Origin of the sequence: Coprococcus aceti, from assembly GCF_025567285.1 — a bacterium.
Taxonomy (GTDB): Bacteria; Bacillota; Clostridia; order Lachnospirales; family Lachnospiraceae; genus Coprococcus; species Coprococcus aceti.
The window spans coordinates 1-20,496 of record NZ_JAOQJT010000016.1; the positions used below are offsets into that span (position 1 = coordinate 1).

Below are 20,496 nucleotides of genomic sequence, written 5' to 3' on the forward strand. Positions count from 1 at the left end.
ATACGCTGAGAGGTGTACGTCCGGTTTGGGAGGCGGCTCCCTGAAACCTACTGATGAAAGTCAGCAAGGCGCAGGGTGCCTACCTCATATGCTATGCAGTGCAACACATCTTTTGTAATACTCGACCCAAAGGGCGAAATTGTCCGTGACATCGGCGGTCTGTTGGAAAACAAAGGCTATGAGGTGCGTGTGCTTGACCTTATCAATATGCACCGCAGCCATTGTTACAATCCCTTTGTCTATCTGCGGAACGATAACGATGTTCAGAGGTTGGTAACAAACTTGTTTAAGGCGACCACGCCGAAAGGCTCACAGTCGCAAGACCCGTTCTGGGATACGGCGGCGAGTATGCTGCTTCTGGCTCTGGTGTTCTATCTGAAATATGAAGCACCGCCAGACGAGCAAAATTTCCCGATGGTTATGGAGCTGCTCCGTGCAGGCGAAGTCAGAGAGGACGATGACAGCTATGTAAGCCCTCTGGATGAGCTGTTTGACCGTTTGGAAATGGTAAACCCAGAGCATATCGCCCTCAAGTATTACAGGGATTACCACTCTGGTAGTGCAAAGACCCTAAAGAGTATCCAGATAACCCTTGCCGCTAGGCTTGAAAAATTCAATCTGGAGAGCCTTGCAGGGCTTACCGCCACCGATGAGCTTGACCTGCCAAGTCTGGGAGAAAAGAAGGTCGCTCTGTTCGCTCTGATACCAGACAACGACACGAGCTTTAACTTCCTTGTCAGTATCCTTTATACCCAGCTCTTTCAGCAGCTTTTTTATCTGGCAGACCACAAGTACGGCGGAAGCCTGCCTGTGCATTGCCATTTCATAATGGACGAATTTGCGAATGTTTCATTGCCTGATGACTTTGATAAAATCCTGTCCGTTATGCGTTCCAGAGGGGTATCAGTATCCATTATCCTGCAAAATCTGGCACAGCTCAAAGCCCTTTTTGAAAAGCAATGGGAAAGCATTGTCGGCAACTGCGATGAGTTTCTGTATCTGGGCGGCAACGAGCAAAGCACCCACAAATATGTGTCAGAGCTTTTGGGCAAGGAAACCATTGATACCAACACCTACGGGAAAAGCTCTGGGCGGAGTGGTAACTATTCAACAAATTATCAGATTTCGGGGCGTGAGTTGATGACCCCAGACGAAGTGCGTATGCTTGATAACCGTTACGCACTTCTTTTTGTGCGTGGGGAACGCCCCGTTATGGATTTCAAGTATGACATCTTGAAGCACCCGAATGTGAAGTTGACGGCTGACGGAGGGCAACCGCCGTATATCCACGGAGAGCCTACGCAGGTTGTCGCAACTCTTGTGTTTGACAGTGATATTCCAGATAACGCCGTGAGCGTCAAAGCTGTCAGCACTTCCTATGAGCTTCTGTCCGATGAGGACTTGGAAGAAATATTCAATTTATAAGGAGGATTTACCCTATGAAACTTTTTAAGAAGAACGAGAACAAGAAAACCACGAAGCTGCCGATGACTGGAAAGGTTAAGAAAGGCTTCCGCTATTACTGTATGGCTGTTATGGCAATGACATTTGTGCTTGGTACTTCCGTAACCGCCTTTGCTGCCAATGACCCCATTCAGGTAGTCAACAATCTGTCCGATTTCATTTTCGGTCTGGTGAGGGCTGTTGGTATGATTATGCTCGGCTTTGGTATCGTGCAGATTGGTCTTTCCCTCAAATCCCATGACCCGTCCCAGAGAGCTAACGGATTTTTGACCCTTGCAGGCGGCGTTGTCATTACCTTCGCAAAAGAAATCTTGACTCTTATCACAGGCTAAGATAATAGACTGACACAAGACGAAAGATAACGGGAGCAGATCCGCCGAGTGCGGAACTCGCTCCCGTTATCTAATATCATCAAGGAGGTGGTCAAATGTCTGATAACTGGGTGGTACAGAATTTAGAGAACGCCCTAAACACTTGGAATGAGAAATTAGCCGAGATATGGCAGCTCATTACCCAATCCCCAGAGAACTTTAAGGGCGGCACGATATGGAATGTCATCGTGGATATTCACGGTGCAGTGCAGGCTATCGGACTTGCCCTGCTCGTGCTGTTCTTTGTTGTGGGTGTAATGAGAACCTGTGGAAATTTTGCAGAAGTCAAGCGACCAGAGCAGGCGTTGAAGCTGTTTATCCGCTTTGCCATTGCCAAAGGTGCAGTGACCTATGGATTAGAACTGATGATGGCACTGTTTAAGATTGTGCAAGGTATGATTTCCACGATTATGAATGCCGCAGGATTTGGCTCGGCACAGCAGACGGTGTTGCCGCAGGAAATCGTGACAGCCGTTGAAGACTGCGGATTTTTTGAGAGTATCCCGCTATGGGCGGTCACGCTGATAGGCGGGCTGTTTATCACGGTGCTGTCATTCATTATGATTATGTCGGTATACGGCAGGTTTTTTAAGCTGTATATCTATACTGCCATTGCACCCGTACCCCTTTCCGCTTTTGCGGGAGAGCCGAGCCAGAGCGTTGGCAAGAGCTTCATTAAGAGCTATGCCGCCGTGTGTCTTGAAGGTGCGGTTATCGTGCTTGCCTGCATTATCTTTTCCCTGTTTGCTTCTTCTCCGCCTGTGGTCAATCCCGATGCTGCGGCGGTTACAATGGTATGGAGCTATATTGGGGAGCTTGTGTTCAATATGCTCGTCCTTGTCGGTGCGGTCAAAATGGCAGACCGTGTTGTAAGAGAAATGATGGGCTTGTAAGGGAGGTGCTATGATTGGAAGTCAAGATAAATAAGGAAATCCGTAATTATACGGAGAGTATGTTTTTTGGACTGTCCCTCAGACAGTTCATTTTTTCTGTCCTTGCCTGCGGCGTGGCGGTGGGTTTGTATTTTCTTCTTCGTCCACGGTTTGGAACGGAAACCCTCAGTTGGGTTTGTATCTTAGGTGCGTTCCCTTTTGCGGCTATGGGATTTATCAAATACAACGGTATGACCGCAGAACAGTTTGTCTGGGCGTGGATTAAATCAGAATTTCTGATGCCGAAAAAGCTGATGTTCCTGCCAGATAATCTCTATTACGAAACGATGAAGCCGACTATTGAAGCTTATGAAAAAGGATTGGCGACAGTACGGAAAAAGCAGAAAGGCAGGACACCGAAACCAAAGAAAACGAAAAAGAAAAAAGCGAAACGCAGCAAGGAGGTAAACAATGCTGAGAACTCTTAAAAATCTGTTCAAGCAGGACAGGGAAAAGTTTGTTGTGCCGAAGTCGGTACAGAATGTTATCCCGATTAAGACAATCTGGGAGGACGGCATATTCCTTGTCGGCAGGAACAAGTACGCAAAGACCTTTAAATTTGAGGATATAAACTATGCCGTGGCAAGCCGTGAGGATAAGGAAGCAATGTTCCTTGAATACTCGGAGCTTCTTAATTCCCTTGACAGCGGTGCGACCACGAAAATCACTATCAACAACCGTCGCCTGAACAAAGCTGATTTTGAACAGACCATTTTAATCCCAATGGCTGATGACGGTCTGGATAAGTACCGCAAGGAATACAACAAAATGCTTCTGGATAAGGCGACAGGGGCTAATTCCATCGTACAGGATAAGTATGTAACTGTATCTGTCTGCAAGAAGAATATCGAGGAAGCCCGAAACTACTTCGCCCGTGTGGGTGCTGACCTTATCGCCCACTTTAACCGTCTGGGGTCGAAGTGTGTGGAACTGGACGCAGGCGACAAGCTGCGTATCTTCCACGACTTCTACCGTACAGGAGAAGAAACAGCATTCCACTTCGATATTACCCAGACGATGCGGAAAGGTCACGATTTCAAGGATTTTATCTGCCCTGATACCGTTGAATTTGAGAGCGACTACTTCAGAATGGGTGACAGATATGGGCGTGTGATTTTTCTCAGAGAGTATGCGGCATATATCAAGGACAGTATGGTTGCGGAGCTTTGTGAGCTGAACAGGAATATGATGCTGTCCGTTGACATTATCCCTGTTCCCACGGATGAAGCCGTGCGTGAGGTGGAAAACCGTCTGCTTGGTGTGGAAACCAATATCACGAATTGGCAGAGGAAGCAGAACCAGAACAACAATTTTTCAGCCGTTATCCCCTATGATTTGGAACAGCAGCGAAAGGAAAGTAAGGAATTTCTGGACGATTTGACAACCCGTGACCAGAGAATGATGTTTGCTGTGCTGACGATGGTGCATACGGCAGATTCCAAAGAGCAGCTCGACAATGATACAGAAGCTCTCTTGACTACTGCAAGAAAGCACTTGTGCCAGCTTGCGGTGCTGAAATATCAGCAGATGGACGGATTGAATACAGCCCTGCCATTTGGTGTACGGAAGATAGATGCCCTGCGTACCCTCACAACAGAGAGCCTTGCAGTGTTTATCCCGTTCCGTATGCAGGAAATCTACCATGAAAACGGTGTGTATTACGGTCAGAATGTCATCAGCAAAAATATGATTATCGCCAACCGCAGGCAGCTCCTTAACGGCAATTCCTTTATTCTTGGTGTGTCAGGTGCAGGAAAATCCTTTACCGCAAAGGAAGAAATGACGAATATCATTCTGACCGACCCTAATGCCGATATAATCATCATTGACCCAGAGCGTGAATATTCCCCGCTTGTGAAAGCAATGCAGGGAGAGGTCATTCATATCTCTGCGACAAGTGAAAATCACATCAATGCTATGGATATGAACTCCGATTACGGTGACGGTGCAAACCCTGTCATTCTGAAATCTGAGTTTATTTTATCCCTTTGCGAACAGCTCATCGGCGGCACGAACTTGGGAGCAAAGCAGAAATCCATCATTGACCGCTGTACGGCAAGCGTGTACCGTTATTATCAGCAGGGCAACTATATGGGAACGCCGCCCACCTTGCAGGACTTCCGTGAGGAACTGTTAAAACAGAATGAGCCAGAAGCACAGGAAATCGCCCTTGCGATTGAGCTGTTTACGGACGGGTCGCTCAACACCTTTGCAAAGCACACGAATGTTGATACCCACAGCCGTCTTATCTGCTATGACATTCTGGATTTGGGCAAGCAGTTACAGCCTATCGGTATGCTTGTGGTGCTTGACAGCATCTTAAACCGTATCACCCAGAACAGAGCCAAAGGCAGAAATACCTTTATTTTTATTGATGAAATCTATCTGCTCTTTCAGCACGAATACTCTGCAAACTTCCTCTTTACTCTCTGGAAGCGTGTGCGTAAATACGGTGCGTACTGTACGGGTATTACGCAGAATGTAGACGACCTTTTGCAGAGCCATACCGCAAGGACGATGCTTGCTAACAGTGAATTTATCATTATGCTTAACCAAGCGTCTACGGACAGGCTTGAGCTTGCCAAGCTCCTTAATATCTCCGACCTTCAGATGAGCTATATCACGAATGTCGGTGCAGGACAGGGATTACTCAAAGTTGGCAGCTCCCTTGTGCCGTTTGTAAACAAGTTCCCACGCAATACCGAGCTTTACAAACTGATGACGACCAAGTTCGGTGAGGTCTAAGAAAGGAGGTCTTTTATGGCTGATATTAAATTCCGTGATACGGCTCATCGTGATTTCTTTCTGGAAAATATGATGAAATGCAGAGTGAACGACTGTTATCACAGGGCATTTTTCTATGTAATGGGTATCGCTTCGGAAACGAGGGCGAACATTAACCAGATGTTCAATTTCAAGGAGGACTGCATCGAGCCAGAGGGTATGCACGGCGGCTGGCAGACAAGCGGAACAGTTAAGGTCTGCCATATTGCTTTTAACCTTTGGAACGGGTATGCAGAGGAAGGGCGGGAACGGTATTTCACGCCAGAGGAGTTGTTCTGCTGTGAATTTGCTCCCTACTTTATGGAGGGTATCAAGGTCAGATACCCCGAATATTGCAGGGAGCTTCCTGCTCCCAGAAAACAGACAGAAATTTCAAGATAAGAAAGGAAAAACCTATGAAGAATTATAAATCTATTATCTGTATTGCCGCCGCCGTGTGCCTGTTAGGTACGGCGGCTTTTTGCGGCTTCCGTATTTACCATCACTATGCACAGGTGGACGAGCAGACGGAAGCCTTTGAGGAGATTGCCGAAATGGTAGAGCAGGCTCCCACGGAGAAAACCGTGCCAGACGATACCCCTGTCAGCGAGGGAGAAGATGTGCTTGCCAAGTATCAGGAATTGTATTTACAGAATGAGGATATGGTCGGTTGGATTTCCATTGCCGGCACGACAATCAATTATCCTGTGATGCAGAGCAGGAACAATCCGAATTTCTATCTGAAGCACAATTTTGAAAAAGAGTACAGCGACTTAGGTACGCCTTATGTGCAGGAGAATGGTGATATTGTCGAAAGTGAAAATTTGGTTATCTACGGTCATCACATCAAGGGTGGCAAGATGTTTGGAGCGTTGGAGGATTACAAGTCCAAGAACTTCTATGAGGAACACAAGACTATTCAGTTTGATACCCTCACAGAGCAGGCAGAGTATGAAATCGTCGCTGTGTTTAAGACTGTGGCGTACAGTTCTGAGGGCTTCCGATACTATGACTTTGTTGATGCGGAGAATGAGGAAGATTTTAATTCCTATGTCGGGAAGTGCAAGGAGCTTGCTTTGTATGATACAGGTGTGACCGCTGAATACGGCGACAGGCTCATTACCCTTTCCACCTGCGAATACTCCGCACAGAACGGCAGGCTCGTTGTTGTGGCAAAAAAGGTCGGCTGATTTGAACGCAAATCCTCTGGGAAAGGAGGTTCTCTATGGCTGATATAAAAACCAGAGATGCGGTCAAAGGTACGATAAAGACCATAGATAAAGCCGCCATAGCCAGTGAGCGTATGAAGTCTGCCTATGTGGGGATAAAGGGCAAGGCGGAACAGGGATATTACGCTGATGAAAACTCTGCCACTGAATATGCTGCGGATAGGATTTCTTGTGCAGCAGACCGTGTAAAAGACGAAGTTATCCATCAGTTCAATAAGCGGGGGCAAAAGGCAGTCAAGACAACGCAAGAGAATATCGGTAAGGCAAAAGATAAAATAACCGATTTCAAGCAAAGTCGGGCTGTCAAAGCCGCAGAACAGGAAGCAGCACAGAATATGTCAGAACAACACGGCTTGCAGATCCGTCACGGGGCTGCAAGCCGTTCCTCTGCCCCCGATGTTTCCCAGACAGCAAAATCGCAGTTGATAAAGACCCGACAGCAGGGGCAAAAAATGATTAAGACCACAGCCCGAAATACAGAAAAAGCGGTGAAAGCAACTGCTAAGGGAACGGTCAAGACAACCGAAAAGGGAATTAAAACCGCACAGGCAACTTCTAAGGCGGCAATCAAAACGACAGAAACCTCGGTAAAAACCGCACAGGCAGCGGCAAAGGTTTCTGCGAAAACTGCCCAAAAGGCAGCACAGGCGGCAAAAGTCACCGCAAAGGCAACCGCCGAAGCCACCAAAGCGACGGTCAGAGCCACCATAGCTGCGGTCAAGGCGATTATTGCAGGAACAAAAGCTCTGATTTCTGCTATAATTGCAGGCGGTTGGATTGCAGTTGTGATTATTCTCATTGTTGTCCTGCTCGGCTGTGCTGTTTCCCTGTTTGTCGGCGGAAGCGGAAGCAACGCCTATACCCCTGTCAGTGCAGAGGTGGAAGCCTATGAGCCTTTGATACAGAAATATGCCAAACAGTACGGCATCTCCGAATATGTGGAGCTTATCAAGGCGGTGATGATGCAGGAAAGCGGCGGGCGTGGGCTTGACCCCATGCAGGCGGCGGAGGGCAGCTTTAACACAAGGTATCCCCATGAGCCGAACGGGATACAAGACCCAGAGTATTCCATCCAGTGCGGCGTACAGGAGCTGAAAGCCGCCCTTATTTCTGCCGAGGTGGAAAACCCGATTGACATGGAGCGTATCAAGCTCGCCTTGCAGGGCTATAACTTTGGCAATGGGTATATCTCATGGGCAAAAACCAACTACGGCGGTTATTCCTATGCCAATGCGGTAGAATTTTCCACCATGCAGGCACAGCGGTTAGGGTGGGAAAAGTACGGCGACACACAGTACCCCGCCCATGTGTTACGCTATTATCCGTATGGACGGGCATTTACAAGCGGCGGCAACCAAGCCATTGTAGAGGTTGCCTTGACGCAGCTCGGCAATGAGGGAGGTCAGCCTTATTGGAGTTGGTACGGCTTTGAGGGGCGTGTGGAATGGTGTGCCTGCTTTGTGTCATGGTGTGCTGACCAGTGTGGTTATATCGAAAGCGGGATTATCCAGAAATTCGCAGGCTGCGTGGACGGCTCAAATTGGTTTAAGGGTAACGGACAATGGCAAGACAGAAACTACGAGCCGCAGGCAGGCGATATTATTTTCTTTGATTGGGAAGGCGACGGAGAAACCGACCATGTAGGCATTGTGGAGAAATGCGAAAACGGTGTCGTTTACACCGTGGAGGGGAATTCTGGCGACGCTTGCAGACAAAAGCAATATACGGTTGGAAGCAGCTCCATCTATGGTTACGGTGTTCCTGCCTATTAAAAATGGGCAAAAGAAAAACCAGAGGTTTATTCCTCTGGCTCTTTTGCCTTACATAGTCCGCTGACAGTTGCTTCAACTATGGACAGCTCTTTATCGTTTAGTTTGTCGAGTTCTGCGTCTAAGCGTCTGCGGACGGAACTTCTTTTGACCTCATTATCTGGGAATATGTATTCATCAACCGATACACCGAACATTGTCACAAGCTGAATGAACAGCTCCAGACTTGGCTTTTGTCCCTCATTTTCAATCGCTTGAAGATGTCTTGGGTCATAATCTACAATACGAGCAAGCTGCTCTCTGGTCAAACCTTTTGCTGTCCTTGCTTTCTTGATTGCCTGTCCTATCGGTGTAAAATCGAAGTCAAAATCATTGTTTCTTGTGTCCATAAACTCACCACCTTGTATCTGCAAAATGCTACTGTTATATTTTACAGAAATGTGAGCTCTTATAGAACGGTTTGAAATCTCTGATATTAGGATATAAAATCTCTTATTACAGGCGGTCAAAGTTCATAATTGCACACTTGATACTGTTCGTTCAAACGGCTATAATATATACAGTACACCTTAGGAGGTCAGATATGTTTGAATATATGACAGCACAGGAAGCCGCTGAAAAGTGGAATGTATCGTTAAGATGGGTACAAAGACTTTGTAAAGGAAACCGTATTGAGGGGGTTATGAATATTAACCGTGTGTGGCTTATTCCGAAAAATGCTGAAAAGCCTGCTGATGCAAGAAAAAAGTTGATGAAAAATTGAAAAATTTTCGTTAGTGTTTATTATGGAGGTGTTATATGTGAGGTACAGGATTTTAATTTCCGATGATGAAGTTGATATAGTTGAAATGCTTACAGGATTTTTTAGAAGCAAGGGCTATGAGGTCTTTTCTGCTTATAATGGAGTAGAAACCCTCAAATTAGCAGAATTACAACCAGATATAATCTTATTAGATATAAATATGCCGAAGCTTGATGGGATTGAAGTCTGCAAGAAAATTAGGGATTATGTTTCTTGCCCTATACTCTTTTTAACTGCCCGTATTGAAGAAAATGATAAGGTACAAGGATTTTCCGTAGGTGGTGATGATTATATTGTTAAGCCGTTTTCTCTTGTTGAACTTGAAGCCAGAGTGCAAGCACATTTAAGAAGAGAAGAACGACATCAAACGAATACAAAAGTTAAGTTTTCAGGAGAACTTTTAATTGACTACTCTGAAAGAAATGTTTATATACAGAACCAACCTATTGGTCTTGTAAAAAAAGAATTTGACATTGTTGAGTTATTATCTCAAAACGCAGGACAAGTTTTTGATAAAGAGAGAATTTATGAAAGAGTTTGGGGATATGACAGTGAGGGAGATAGTAGTGTTGTTGCCGAGCATATTCGCAGAATACGAACAAAAATTGCAGCATACACAAATAAATCTTATATTGAAACAGTTTGGGGGTGTGGATATAAGTGGATAAGATAAAGAAAATGTGGCGTAACCTGTCATTGCGAAAAAGTATAATACTTTATATCTCAGCGTTTGTAATTCTTGCCATTCTATTAAGTGCAGGAACAGCTACTTTGTGCAATAATGCTACAAAAACGATTGAAAGCAAATATCCCCCAACAGGAGAAAAATATTATTTAACAAATGAAAATGGAGAAAGACTCGGTGATGGCAATTATATTGGAGTTGCACCTGTTGCAATGTCTGAAAAAGACCAACGGTTACTTTCAATATGTGAAGTTGCCCCAATAATTGCAACTCCGATTTATTCAGCGTTATGTATCATTACGGCGACCTTGTTATTCTATAGAAACAAGTTAAAAAAACCACTTACAGAATTAAAAGCCGCTTCTGAAATGATTTCTAATAATAATTTAGACTTCTCAATTAAATATGACAGCAAAGATGAATTAGGAGAATTGTGTTCATCATTTGAAACAATGCGTTTTACCCTTGCTAATAATTTCTCTGAAATGTGGCGGCAAATGGAAGAACGAAAACAACTCAATGCTGCGTTTGCTCACGATTTACGTACTCCACTTACCGTATTAAAAGGGTATAATGAAATTTTACAGTCCAACCATGACCCAATAACCAAAAGCACCGCTGCAACAATGAGAAAACATATTTTCCGTTTGGAAAGATATGTTGATAGTATGAGCCACTTGCGTCGTTTAGAAGATGCTCAACCCATAAGTGACAAGTCTAATATAAGCGGTTATGTGACCGCAATAGCTGATAGTGCAAGAATTTTGTGTGAGCAAAGTGGAAAAACTCTTTCTATTCAAAATAACATTTCCGATATTCCTATTGGCATTGATTATACTTTTGTTTCACAAGTGAATAATAATTTGATTTCAAACGCAATCCGATACGCAACATCAAAGGTAAACATCACTTACACAAGTAATAATGATGGCTTTTATCTCTCTGTTTCAGACAATGGATGTGGCTTTTCAAAAAATATTTTAAGCAAAGCAACCAATCCATATTTTACGGAAGAAGAAAATCACTCTGAGCATTTCGGACTTGGGCTGTACATCTGTAAAATTTTATGCGAACATCACGGTGGTTATCTGAAAATTGAAAATTGCTCAATCGGAGCAAAAGTGACTGCTTTTTTCAAATCTCTCGATTAGTAGATAAAAAGTAGAAAATTGCATTCTATACTCTCTATGTAAACACATGGAGAGTATTTTTTTGCTCCCTAAGACGAAAGGAGTTTTTGATATGGAACTTAAAGCAATTCAACTAACAAAGCAATATGGCTCAAAAACAGCCGTAAACCATTTGAACCTCTCATTATCAAATGGCGTTTACGGTTTGCTTGGTGCAAATGGTGCGGGAAAAACTACCCTTATGCGGTTACTCTGCGATATTCAGACACCGACCTCTGGGAAAATTACTTTGGACGGGAAAAACATATCTGTACTCGGGGAGAAGTACCGTAATTTATTGGGATATTTACCGCAACAGTTTGGATATTATCCAGATTTTACAGCTTGGGATTTCCTTATGTATGTTGCGGCATTAAAAGGACTGAGTGAAAAACAAGCTCATAAGAAAGCAACAGAATTGTTGGAAGCTGTTGACTTAGCAGAGAAAAGAAACCTCAAAATCAAAACTTTCTCTGGTGGTATGAAACAACGTTTAGGTATTGCACAGGCGATGTTGAATAATCCACGCATCTTAATTTTAGATGAGCCGACAGCAGGTCTTGACCCAAAAGAGCGTGTCCGTTTTCGTAATCTGATTAGTGCATTTTCTAAAGATAGAATAGTTATTCTCTCTACGCACATTGTTTCTGATGTCGAGTTTATTGCTGAGGACATTATTATGATGAAAGACGGTCAGATTCTCCATTTTGGAAAAACGCAGGAAATTACCACAGAAATTGACGGACAGGTATGGGAATGTACAGTTCCGACCAGTCGTGCGGAGCAATATTCTGAAACTCTGAATATAAGCAATTTGCGAAACATTGAAAATAATTGTACGGTTCTGCGTGTGATTTCTGAACAGTCGCCTATGGAAAATGCGATAAAAGTAGAACCTACATTAGAGGATTTGTATCTATTCTATTTTAAAGGAGTGAACGAATAATGAAAAATCTAATTAAGTTTGAATTACGAAAAATATTGACAAAACGCTTTGCGGTTATTTCTGTTGCTGCCGTATTACTATTGTCCTTGATACTGTCTTTTTCCACGCTTCACAGTATGTACGCATTTGACGGAAACGGTACAGAGGAAACTGGAAAAGCTGCGGTTGAAATTGATAAGCAAATTGCATTGAAGTATGAGGGAAAGTTAACTGACAATAAAGTACAGCAGATGATGTCTGAGTTTAAGCCTACTCAAGATTTACATGGAATGAACGCAAAATACATTTATCAAAATGCTTTGCAGTCTTCTGTATTCTCCCATTTTGCTGATATAGATGGTAGTTGGAACGGGTTAAGCGTAGCTGATGTATTTGGCGATAAAGAAATAAAAGTTGGGTATGTAAACGGTTGGCTTAGTACAAGCCAAAATATGGCGAAGATTTTTATTGTCCTTTCATTAGTAATTATTTTGCTAATTGCTCCTGTTTTCTCTGGCGAGTATGGTGGAGTGGATAACATTATTTTGACAAGTAAATACGGAAAGACAAAATGTGCCACGGCAAAAGTATTAGCAAGTTTACTTTCAGCCGTTTTCATAACGACTTTGGTTGTTATTTTCAATTTGCTTATTGCGGTTGCTATTTATGGAACAGAGGGGCTGGACTGCTCTATCCTTTTTGCTCCAATAGATTTTTTAGAAGGGTATATTCCATTTAATATTACTTGCGGAACAGTATTAAAGTATCAAATCCTGTTGGCGTTTATGAGTGCAATCAGTGTAACAGGAATAGTTTTAATTCTGTCTGCTGTTTGTAAAAGTCAAATGATAGCGTTTGTAATTTCAGCAGCTATTCATGTGATACCGATAATGCTTCCTATCTCTGAAACAAGTGCATTATATCGAATTATTGTGCTGATGCCCCTTTTCTATTCACAGTATATTTCCATAATGTCTGTTGAACAAATGCACAATGGTATGCTTTATGCAGTATGGTCTATTCCTGTTGCGATTGCTTTAGTAGTAATAGGTTCAATCATTTCCCATAAGGCATTTTCAAAACATCAAGTAAGATAAGCTTTAAAATCAATATGAAGCAAGCCCATCAAATAAAAAAACGGTGCTTTGGTGGGCAGTATAAACATGCCCAGATGAAAATTTAACTTCCCTCTGAACCCGTTTTCGAGTTTGGAGGGATTTTTTATGCGATGGTCGCATATGACCGCAATGCTGCTCATCAGAAGCAGCTACTATTTACGGAGTGTCACAGTGGAGTGAAGATTATCTTTTAGAAAAAATCATCACTTACTCGTGGCACTCTTACATTTTACAAGCAGAGATTACATCTCTTGATTATAGATATGTTTACGCTCATTGCCGTAGAGGTCTTAGTACCTTTGCGGCTTTTTGTTTGTCGAAAGATGTCTTAACACAAAACAAGGCTATTTCTTGCGTTGGTTGCCGTTCACCGCCTGCCAATCTGGATTTTCAAAAAAATTCAGATTGGAGGAAACAATATGGCATACAACAAAGCCAAAGAAGAAAAGAAATGGCGGCTCTGGAAAGAAGCCGAGGAAAAACAGTTACGGAGCTTGGGGGTTAATGAGGACGATATAGAAAAGCTCCGTGTTCACGATTGGACGATTTTTAATTCAGACAGACGGTATTATCAGCGAGTGCAGGAAACAGGTACATATCTTGACGAGCTTGTTGAAGATACTACACAGCCCGAAGTCAAAACGGTTGAGGATTTTCTGGACAGTATCGAAAACCAGCACCTCTATCAAGTTTTGATTAAGGTGGACAGGCTTACATTGCAGATTGCTTTGATGAAGATACAAGGATATTCAACCCGTGAAATTGCGGTGTATCTGGATATTACTGAAAAAGCAGTTTACAGAAGAATGGATAGGCTCAAAGAAAAATTAAAAAAGTTATTTGAGTAGAGGGGAAAATTGAATATTCCCACGGGCTACAGGGTGAGAGGACAAAAAACTCTTGCCCTGTTTTCCTTTGTGTGGCGAAAACGGGATTGCTCCTTGACAACCGAATACTCATTCGCCAAATACTTCCTCTTTGTGATTGTGATGAGCATAAGCGTGTGCAGCGGTACGCCATGACCTGCCAAATGGCAGCGAGCGATGAAAGGTGGTGAGCCAGTCTTTACCGACTCAAAATATCGGGCAGCTCCCGATTTCGCCATGACCCACAAAGAGAATAATGGTACTCCCGTCCAGTCACAGTCCGAGCGTGAAAAAAACGTCGCAGGCAATGAGGGCGGCTCTGTCAGAACGACAGTTGGGGTGGAACTCCCGTGGCGTCAGTTCGCTGCTGACCGTTTGGCGACTTCCCATAGCATTTCGGGGTGTCGAGGACAAATTGAAATGCTTCTATCATATCAGCCAAACGAAAGGAGGTCATAAGAACAGAGATATTGTTAATATTCTTCCGACCTTAAATACTTCCTTTTGTTTGGCTGCCTACATAGGCAGAACTAATCTGCCTGAATCCAGATGGGAGGTCAAACACAATGGAAAGAATTATTAAGCGTGGCGACATTTACTACGCAGAGCTTAACCCCATTATCGGCTCAGAACAAGGCGGCACAAGACCTGTACTTATCATTTCCAATGATATAGGAAACAAGCACAGTCCGACGGTAATCATTGCAGCAATTACGAGCCGAGTACACACAAAAGCAAAGTTGCCCACACATACCGCAGTAAGTAATTATGAAGGGCTTGACAAGGACTCTATTATCCTGCTTGAGCAGATACGGACGATTGATAAGCAGAGGTTAAAACAGTATATGGGAATGATGCCCGATAACATAATGGCAAGAGTTGACAAGGCTCTTGCCATTAGTGTTGCACTTAAAAAAATATGAAAAAATGTGTAAAGCAGGTATGAGGGATATATTTGCACATTGGTAAAATGGCGGCTGTATTTTTATAATTTAGAGGTACAGCCGTTTTAGCTTTAGCGGAGGTATTCGTTTATGGGAAATGAAAATTTTATTCAAAATACAGAACTGAAAAACGAACAGTTGAAAGATGAAACCGAAATATTCAATTCTTTTATCAATGTTATGGTGCAGATAGTTGAAAAATACGGAAAGACTGTTTTGCAGGAATTAGATTGTGCTGCGTAGGTTACGCAGCCTTACATATCACATTTCCCTATAAATTTATGGAGGTGGTACGATGAACAGAGAAGGAAAGAAATGTGTCCTATATCCGAGAGTAAGTACTGAAATGCAGGTGGACGGATATAGCCTTGAAGGGCAGAAGAATAGCCTGAAACGATTTGCTGACAGAGAGGAAATGGAGATTGTTGGTATATATGAAGATGCGGGTAAATCGGGAAAATCTATTGAGGGGAGACCTGCTTTTAAGAAGATGCTTTCCGATATAAAGAACGGATTGGAGATAGATTATATTCTGGTCTATAAACTTTCACGATTTGGAAGAAACGCAGCAGATATTCTAAATTCATTGGAGTTTGTGCAGTCGTATGGAATAAATCTTATTTGTATTGAGGAAGGTATTGACTCATCACAGACAAGCGGAAAACTTTTAATTTCTGTATTATCTGCGGTTGCAGAAATTGAAAGAGAAAATATCATTGAACAGACAATGAACGGACGCAGAGAAAAAGCAAGACAGGGAGGTTGGAACGGCGGTTTTGCTCCGTATGGATATTATCTGAAAGACAATCAGCTCTTAATAGAAGAAACCGAAGCTGAAGCAATCCGAATTATATTTGATAAGTTTGCCAATTCAGACGTAGGGCTTGGCGGAGTAGCAAAATATCTTAATCTGCAAGGAATAAAAAAGATACCTCGTCAGAATGGAACGTTAGAAACATGGAGCAGCCATTTCATAAGGTTGATATTAGATAATCCTGTTTATTGTGGTAAGATTGCTTATGGCAGAAGAACACGAGAAAAGGTAAAAGGCACAAAAAATGAATATAAGCAGGTTCATACAGATGATTATATTCTGGAAGATGGACAACACGAAGGAATAGTTAGCGAAGAATTATGGCAAAAAGCTCACACAAAACGTATGGCAACAGGAATTAAGCAGCCGTCCAAAATAGGTAAGGACAGGTCGCATCTGTTGACGGGAATATTAAAGTGTCCTATTTGTGGAAGCTCAATGTATACGAATAAACATGCGTGGACGAATAAAGATGGCACATACAAAGAAGTTTACTATTATATCTGCGGTAGGAACAAGCAGGAGCGAGGGCATCATTGTGATTACAAGGCATCGCTTAGAAAAACAGACATTGAACCACTTGTAATTGAAGCTGTTAAAGAATTGGTAAGTGATAAATATTTTGCAAAAGAGATAGAAAAGCGTATTGGCGTACAGACTGATACCACTGCTATTGATAAGGAACTTGCCAATTATGAGAGCAAGCTGAAAGAAGTAGATTTGAATAAAGCTCGTCTGGAGCGAGAGATTGATAATCTGCCTATTGATGCTCGTTTCAGAGAAAGAAAAATCCACGACATGACATTAAGGCTTGATGGATTGTATGATACGATTGTCGAGTTGGAAGAACGGATTGAAGATGCAAAGCTGAGAAGAAGTTCTATCGAAATGGAAGCAATCACTCTGGACAATATTTACAAGCTTATGCTGAATTTCGGAAAGCTCTATGATATAATAAGTGACGAGGAAAAGAAAAATCTTATAACTTATCTAATAAAGGAAATTCAGATATATCCTAATGGAGAGTCAGAGATGCCTTTGAAGTCGATAGAGTTTAATTTTCCGATATATCGTGATGGACAAGAGGTAAGGCGGCTCTTGTGGGAAAAAGGTAATACCGTTGAGACGGTCTGATTGATGTCTAGAAAAGAAAAATAAATAGCGAAAAGTAGCGTATTTACGGGCTTTTTTGAGATTAGGCAATAGCTCATGAAAGTCCGTATTTCTTATATTGAAACATATCTACTGTAAAAACGGTCAGAGGGTTTAGGCTGTGAATTAGATGTCGTGGGTTGTGGCACTAGGATAGATGTTATCTAGGGTGCAAACTCAATTTGAGTGAGTGATTTAGATGTTGTCTAATCCGGCAACTCGACTGTTGGCTATATGGCAGGCAGTGGATTAGATGTTATGGAAGGAGAATCGAAAGTGGAAAAAACAATAAAACCTATTGAGACAAAGTACAATGGCTTCAGATTTAGAAGTCGCTTGGAAGCTCGCTGGGCTATTTTCTTTGATATGATTGATTTGAAATATGAATACGAAGTTGAAGGTTTTGAGATGAATGGTATTCGTTATCTCCCAGACTTCTATATTCCAAGCCTTGACAGATGGTTTGAAATCAAAGCTAAGCCATTAAGTGAGTATGAAATGAAAAAGTGCGAGGAATTCTGCTTTAACAAAGACAATGAAAATATCAAATTCTCGGTCTTGGTGGGTTCTCCAGAAGCTGTGAAAATAGATGCGTTTGCCGGTATTATGGAGTATGTATGGGAATGGCCATCAGAGAAATATCCTGAGAATGTTAGATTTCTTGCTCCGGAAGAGTTATCAGAAAAGGAATACTATTCTCGCTTTATTCGTGGACTGTGGGTTGTCCCTGATGTGACAGAAGAAGAACTAGCTACAGCTGCTGTTGCTGCACGTGAAGCAAGATTTGAGTTTGGAGAGAGACCAGTAACCCAAAAAGAAAATAGCAAAGAGGATGAATAAATATGAAGCACGACAAAATAAGTGTGACGAGGTTTGGACAAGACCAACTTCAAAAGAAAAAGAAAAAATGGATTAAGCCTGTAATTGTAGGCTTGGTTTTGACTGCCATTTTTGTCTTTTTAACATTAAAGGGTGAAGATTTAATTCGTTCAAACATAGTAAAGCTATCAGTTGATAACGATGCCAATGCAACATGGATAGGTTCTTTAGCATCATATTGGGGAGGAATCCTAGGAGGTATCTTTTCAGGTGTGATTGCTATCTTCGGCGTGTTTTATACAATACAATTTACACGAGAAGCTGATAGAAACAAGGAAAGACAAAGTATTCAACCGTTTTTAAATGTAAAGATTGTTGCACCGCCATCTGGGATTACTGTTAGGCAGTTTAAATTCGCGGATGAACCTAAATATGTAGATGGAAAAGCGGAACAATCGTTTTATCCTATTTATTTATCGATTACTAATATAGGTAATGGATTTGCAAATACTTTGACTTTTGGAACTGGAGAAAATTTGACGGGTCTTAGCTACAAAGAGGTATTTACAATTAATGAAACAAAGGTAGTAAAACTAGATGTTCAGACGTATAAAATGAGTAAAGGAGTAAGCTTCTTTATTTGGTTTGCAGATAGCATGACTAATGAATATATCCAATATTACGAACTTAAACGCGACTCATCTGGCACAGGTTATAATTTAGATGTTGGATATCCTAACTTAATAGAATAATAAAAACAACCCTCTCAACCATCACGGCTGGGAGGGTTTCGTGCGTCTATGCTTATCTTTCTACATCGACCTTGAGTCCGGATTTTAATTCAACGGTGCAGTGGGCAGGCCAGATAATGATTTGCTTAAGCCAGCGTTTTACAAGTGCCTCATCAAACATTGTAAGGTCGGAAGACTGGTCTTTGATGAAATCCTGCAATTCTGTTATTCGCTGTAGCTGCTCATCGCGCTGTACTGTGTCCATTGAAGCTTGCTGGCGCTTTTCTCTGAGTGCGAATATCTGGTCAGCAATCTCGTCGTAGGCTTCTTTGTTATTGGCCTTTTTAACAAGTTCCTGTTGAAGTTCCATGAGCTTCTCGTCGATGCCATTAGTGGTGATTGCTGCAGAAGCTCTGATGACTGATGCGATGTTCTGTTGGAGTCGTTTCTGATATTTGGATTTATCACCAAGTAGCTCGTTCAAGGCAACAATACTACAAAGATACGCAACATACGAAGCTATATGCTCACGACACTGTATAATGCTCCTGTAACATGTAGTAATTACTATAAAGCAGAAGTAAACCATGACTTCTATGGTAAGTAACGATTCATAGCTGCTGGAAACAGCAGTTGACTATATATTTTTCGCCTTCCTTTCCTTTTGAGGGGCAGGAGGCACACCTGCCTCTCGTTTTAAGGAGATTGCTGCAAGCATGATTCTTTGATATAATCAATGCAACAGTTTTACAAATCGGTATTTACGGAGGAAAATAGTAATGGCACTGTTCCTACTGATTACATATATAGTGATTTTAATATTTCAAATAATATTATTTGCGATATCCATTCGCAAGAAAACAAAAAAGCTTTGGCGGATATTGTTTTCGGCAGAACTAGTTCCGCTGCTTATATCCATAGGACTGATGATTTACTATAATAATCTTCCTGGATATGGATTTATGCCAGGACTAACTTATTTGGGAGAAGTATTGTTTAGTTTTGGAGCGGTTGTTTTGTACTGTATAAGTTTCCTGATTTCTATATGCAGTTATATTGCAATTTCAAATAAACAAACTTAATTTGAGGTATTCCACTTGGGTGTTTATTTGAGTTCTTTGAATGAGCTTAAATATAATGTTAAAATTTTAAAGAAGTTGGCGTGTAGTTGAATAGAAAGAGAAATCGGAATTTAATGAATTAGTCACAAATTACGGGTAAGTAACAAGGATTTATGGAGAATTTACATAGTATGGAGTTTGAAAAATACAAAAAATATTTAATCAGTACTTGGTTGCCGGAGTATGAAGCAGAACATACGGAGAGAGATTTGATGGTGGAAGGGTGGAATATGTTATTAGATGAAGTTTTTTCACCATTGATTGCTAAAGAACTAGGCATGCGATATCTTGGTAATCGTATCTGGGCTGATGATTATTGCAATCATCGTCGCAGGGTATTAAGTCTATTCCAGCAAACTGATTTAGGTGGAAGCTTTAAGTGGGGATGGAACTATGATTTTATTCCCAAAATGTCAGCGAAAAAAGCAGTTTATGTTAGAACGGATAAGAGTATATTTACGCATTTTTTTGAAAACATTTGGGAAAACCATAATAAGATAGTTGAAGGAAAATGTCAAAAAGCAGATATGACGTTTAATCGCTGTTATATAGACAGTGCAGATTTTGAAAATTCTATGAGGCAAAGGGTAAAAGCGTATGAAGCTGCTTTTTATTATACTCTGCCTCTTATTAGATCCTTTTATGAAGAGACCAAAACCTATGAGCAAAGCATAAAAATGATAAACACCCTATTAGAAAGCTCTTACTATCGATTGATACAGGGAAATTATCTATATTTAACCAAAATATTTTTGCAACAATATGTGTCCTTAGGAGAAGAAAATGAGAAAGAGTTGCGAGAATTGTTTGTAAATGATAATA

General features: G+C 41.8%; 21 protein-coding genes and 2 pseudogenes. 21 read left to right on the forward strand and 2 right to left on the reverse strand.

Annotated features, from left to right (window positions below):
• Positions 1-93: 93 nt before the first annotated feature.
• The 8 genes and pseudogenes from OCV54_RS14235 to OCV54_RS14270 form a co-directional block, all read left to right on the forward strand.
• A pseudogene (locus OCV54_RS14235) lies at positions 94-1,425 on the forward strand (VirD4-like conjugal transfer protein, CD1115 family); the annotation flags it as partial.
• 14 nt (positions 1,426-1,439) lie between these two features.
• Positions 1,440-1,796 (forward strand): hypothetical protein, encoded by a 357-nt coding sequence (locus OCV54_RS14240; RefSeq protein WP_015560134.1) that lies wholly within the window; start codon positions 1,440-1,442, stop codon positions 1,794-1,796.
• Positions 1,797-1,891: 95 nt separating this feature from the next.
• Positions 1,892-2,728: a VirB6/TrbL-like conjugal transfer protein, CD1112 family gene (locus OCV54_RS14245; protein ID WP_008703427.1), complete on the forward strand. Its 837-nt coding sequence runs from the start codon at positions 1,892-1,894 to the stop codon at positions 2,726-2,728.
• Positions 2,729-2,742: 14 nt separating this feature from the next.
• Positions 2,743-3,195: a PrgI family protein gene (locus OCV54_RS14250; protein WP_055199980.1), complete on the forward strand. Its 453-nt coding sequence runs from the start codon at positions 2,743-2,745 to the stop codon at positions 3,193-3,195.
• On the forward strand, positions 3,179-5,512 hold the full coding sequence (locus tag OCV54_RS14255) for a VirB4-like conjugal transfer ATPase, CD1110 family (protein ID WP_055224665.1): 2,334 nt from the start codon (positions 3,179-3,181) through the stop codon (positions 5,510-5,512). Before OCV54_RS14250 ends, OCV54_RS14255 begins: the two co-directional genes overlap by 17 nt.
• A 15-nt stretch (positions 5,513-5,527) precedes the next feature.
• Positions 5,528-5,932: a DUF6075 family protein gene (locus OCV54_RS14260; protein WP_055224667.1), complete on the forward strand. Its 405-nt coding sequence runs from the start codon at positions 5,528-5,530 to the stop codon at positions 5,930-5,932.
• A 14-nt stretch (positions 5,933-5,946) separates the two neighbouring features.
• Entirely contained in the window at positions 5,947-6,720 is a 774-nt protein-coding gene (gene srtB, locus OCV54_RS14265) for a class B sortase (protein ID WP_055224669.1), read from the forward strand.
• A gap of 35 nt (positions 6,721-6,755) precedes the next feature.
• Positions 6,756-8,531 carry a lysozyme family protein gene (locus OCV54_RS14270; RefSeq protein WP_055224670.1) on the forward strand — a complete coding sequence of 592 codons (1,776 nt, stop codon included), beginning with the start codon at positions 6,756-6,758 and terminating at the stop codon, positions 8,529-8,531.
• 26 nt (positions 8,532-8,557) lie between these two features.
• Here OCV54_RS14270 and OCV54_RS14275 read toward each other — a convergent pair whose 3' ends face one another.
• Positions 8,558-8,917: a helix-turn-helix transcriptional regulator gene (locus tag OCV54_RS14275; RefSeq protein ID WP_055224671.1), complete on the reverse strand. Its 360-nt coding sequence runs from the start codon at positions 8,915-8,917 to the stop codon at positions 8,558-8,560.
• Positions 8,918-9,111: 194 nt separating this feature from the next.
• Here OCV54_RS14275 and OCV54_RS14280 point away from each other — a divergent pair, with 194 nt between their 5' ends.
• From OCV54_RS14280 to OCV54_RS14330, 11 genes are all read left to right on the forward strand, one after another.
• Positions 9,112-9,291 carry a helix-turn-helix domain-containing protein gene (locus OCV54_RS14280; protein WP_015560140.1) on the forward strand — a complete coding sequence of 60 codons (180 nt, stop codon included), beginning with the start codon at positions 9,112-9,114 and terminating at the stop codon, positions 9,289-9,291.
• A 37-nt stretch (positions 9,292-9,328) separates the two neighbouring features.
• Positions 9,329-10,003: a response regulator transcription factor gene (locus tag OCV54_RS14285; protein ID WP_055224672.1), complete on the forward strand. Its 675-nt coding sequence runs from the start codon at positions 9,329-9,331 to the stop codon at positions 10,001-10,003.
• Positions 9,991-11,166, forward strand: coding sequence for a sensor histidine kinase (locus OCV54_RS14290; RefSeq protein WP_242859666.1), 1,176 nt, complete (start codon positions 9,991-9,993; stop codon positions 11,164-11,166). The genes OCV54_RS14285 and OCV54_RS14290 overlap by 13 nt, the downstream gene beginning before the upstream one ends.
• A 91-nt stretch (positions 11,167-11,257) precedes the next feature.
• Complete coding sequence (locus tag OCV54_RS14295; RefSeq protein WP_021932294.1) at positions 11,258-12,130, forward strand: ABC transporter ATP-binding protein; 873 nt, start codon at positions 11,258-11,260, stop codon at positions 12,128-12,130.
• Complete coding sequence (locus tag OCV54_RS14300; RefSeq protein ID WP_055224675.1) at positions 12,130-13,206, forward strand: ABC transporter permease; 1,077 nt, start codon at positions 12,130-12,132, stop codon at positions 13,204-13,206. The genes OCV54_RS14295 and OCV54_RS14300 overlap by 1 nt, the downstream gene beginning before the upstream one ends.
• 440 nt (positions 13,207-13,646) lie before the next feature.
• Entirely contained in the window at positions 13,647-14,075 is a 429-nt protein-coding gene (locus OCV54_RS14305) for an RNA polymerase sigma factor (RefSeq protein WP_055224676.1), read from the forward strand.
• Positions 14,076-14,659: 584 nt separating this feature from the next.
• The gene (locus tag OCV54_RS14310) at positions 14,660-15,016 is read left to right on the forward strand and encodes a type II toxin-antitoxin system PemK/MazF family toxin (RefSeq protein ID WP_055224677.1); all 357 of its coding nucleotides are present in this window, start codon (positions 14,660-14,662) and stop codon (positions 15,014-15,016) included.
• 111 nt (positions 15,017-15,127) lie between these two features.
• The gene (locus OCV54_RS14315; RefSeq protein ID WP_015522582.1) at positions 15,128-15,280 is read left to right on the forward strand and encodes a hypothetical protein; all 153 of its coding nucleotides are present in this window, start codon (positions 15,128-15,130) and stop codon (positions 15,278-15,280) included.
• A 52-nt stretch (positions 15,281-15,332) separates the two neighbouring features.
• Positions 15,333-16,985 (forward strand): recombinase family protein, encoded by a 1,653-nt coding sequence (locus OCV54_RS14320; RefSeq protein ID WP_055224678.1) that lies wholly within the window; start codon positions 15,333-15,335, stop codon positions 16,983-16,985.
• Between the two features lie 252 nt (positions 16,986-17,237).
• Entirely contained in the window at positions 17,238-17,843 is a 606-nt protein-coding gene (locus OCV54_RS14325; protein ID WP_262563546.1) for a PDDEXK family nuclease, read from the forward strand.
• Positions 17,844-17,845: 2 nt separating this feature from the next.
• Entirely contained in the window at positions 17,846-18,574 is a 729-nt protein-coding gene (locus tag OCV54_RS14330; RefSeq protein WP_055224681.1) for a hypothetical protein, read from the forward strand.
• Positions 18,575-18,626: 52 nt separating this feature from the next.
• Here the strand turns inward: OCV54_RS14330 and OCV54_RS14335 are convergent, their stop codons facing one another.
• Positions 18,627-19,037 carry a hypothetical protein gene (locus OCV54_RS14335; RefSeq protein WP_201309389.1) on the reverse strand — a complete coding sequence of 137 codons (411 nt, stop codon included), beginning with the start codon at positions 19,035-19,037 and terminating at the stop codon, positions 18,627-18,629.
• 6 nt (positions 19,038-19,043) lie between these two features.
• On the opposite strand from OCV54_RS14335, the pseudogene OCV54_RS14340 reads away from it, so the two are divergent.
• Both OCV54_RS14340 and OCV54_RS14345 read left to right on the forward strand, forming a co-directional pair.
• A pseudogene (locus OCV54_RS14340) lies at positions 19,044-19,160 on the forward strand (DUF6017 domain-containing protein); the annotation flags it as partial.
• Between the two features lie 645 nt (positions 19,161-19,805).
• A partial coding sequence (locus tag OCV54_RS14345) for a hypothetical protein (protein ID WP_055224685.1) occupies positions 19,806-20,496 on the forward strand: 691 nt, incomplete at its 3' end.